The 1018-nt window shown below is 49.6% G+C and carries 1 protein-coding gene; it reads left to right on the top strand.

The genetic code is table 11. From position 1 onward, the window contains the following. Positions 1–22 precede the first annotated feature (22 nt). A partial coding sequence (gene gtfA, locus STRDD11_RS10125; protein WP_128837323.1) for a sucrose phosphorylase occupies positions 23–1018 on the top strand: 996 nt, incomplete at its 3' end.

Raw genomic sequence — 1018 nt, 5'->3', positions numbered from 1 at the left:
GAAATCATGCAAAGGAGTAGCCATGCCCATTCAAAACAAGACCATGCTGATTACTTATTCAGACAGCTTGGGGAAAAATTTAAAGGATTTATATGCCAATTTGGACCAGCACTTTGGCGATGCGGTCGGAGGCGTGCACTTGCTGCCTTTCTTTCCATCGACTGGTGACCGCGGTTTTGCCCCGGTGGACTACGAAGAAGTTGATTCAGCCTTTGGTGGCTGGGAGGATGTAGAAAAGCTGGGTGAAAAGTACTATCTCATGTTTGACTTTATGATTAATCATATCTCCCGCCAATCTAAGTATTACAAGGATTTTCAGGAAAAGAAAGATCAGAGCCCCTACCGCGACCTCTTTCTCAGCTGGGACAGGTTTTGGCCGGAGAATCGGCCGACTCAGGCAGATGTCGATCTGATTTATAAGCGTAAGGACCGAGCGCCCAAGCAGGAGATTGTCTTTGCGGACGGCAGCAGCGAATACCTGTGGAATACCTTTGGAGAGGAGCAGATTGATCTGGATGTGCGCAGTCAGGTGACCAGTGACTTTATCAGGACAACCCTGCAGCAGTTAGCTGCCCATGGCTGCGACCTGATTCGTCTGGATGCCTTTGCCTATGCGGTCAAAAAGCTGGATACCAATGATTTCTTTGTCGAGCCGGAGATTTGGAGCCTCTTAGAAAAAGTGCAGCAGCAGGCGGGTCAGTTTGGCACAGAGATTCTGCCGGAGATTCATGAGCATTATTCCATCCAGTTCAAGATTGTGGAGCACGGCTACTTTGTCTACGACTTCGCCCTGCCCATGGTGACCCTTTACTCGCTCTACAGCGGCAAGGCTGAGCGCTTGGTCAAGTGGCTGAAAATGAGTCCCATGAAGCAGTTCACGACCTTGGATACGCATGACGGGATTGGGGTGGTGGATGTCAAGGATATTCTGACCGATGAGGAGATTGACTTTGCCACCAATGAGCTCTACAAGGTAGGAGCCAATGTTAAGCGCAAGTATTCCACAGCGGAGTACAAC

This window comes from Streptococcus sp. DD11 (genome assembly GCF_001578865.1).
GTDB classification, from domain to species: domain Bacteria; phylum Bacillota; class Bacilli; order Lactobacillales; family Streptococcaceae; genus Streptococcus; species Streptococcus panodentis.
The sequence above is the reverse complement of the archived record's forward strand: the minus strand, read 5'-3'. Positions and strand labels throughout refer to the sequence as shown.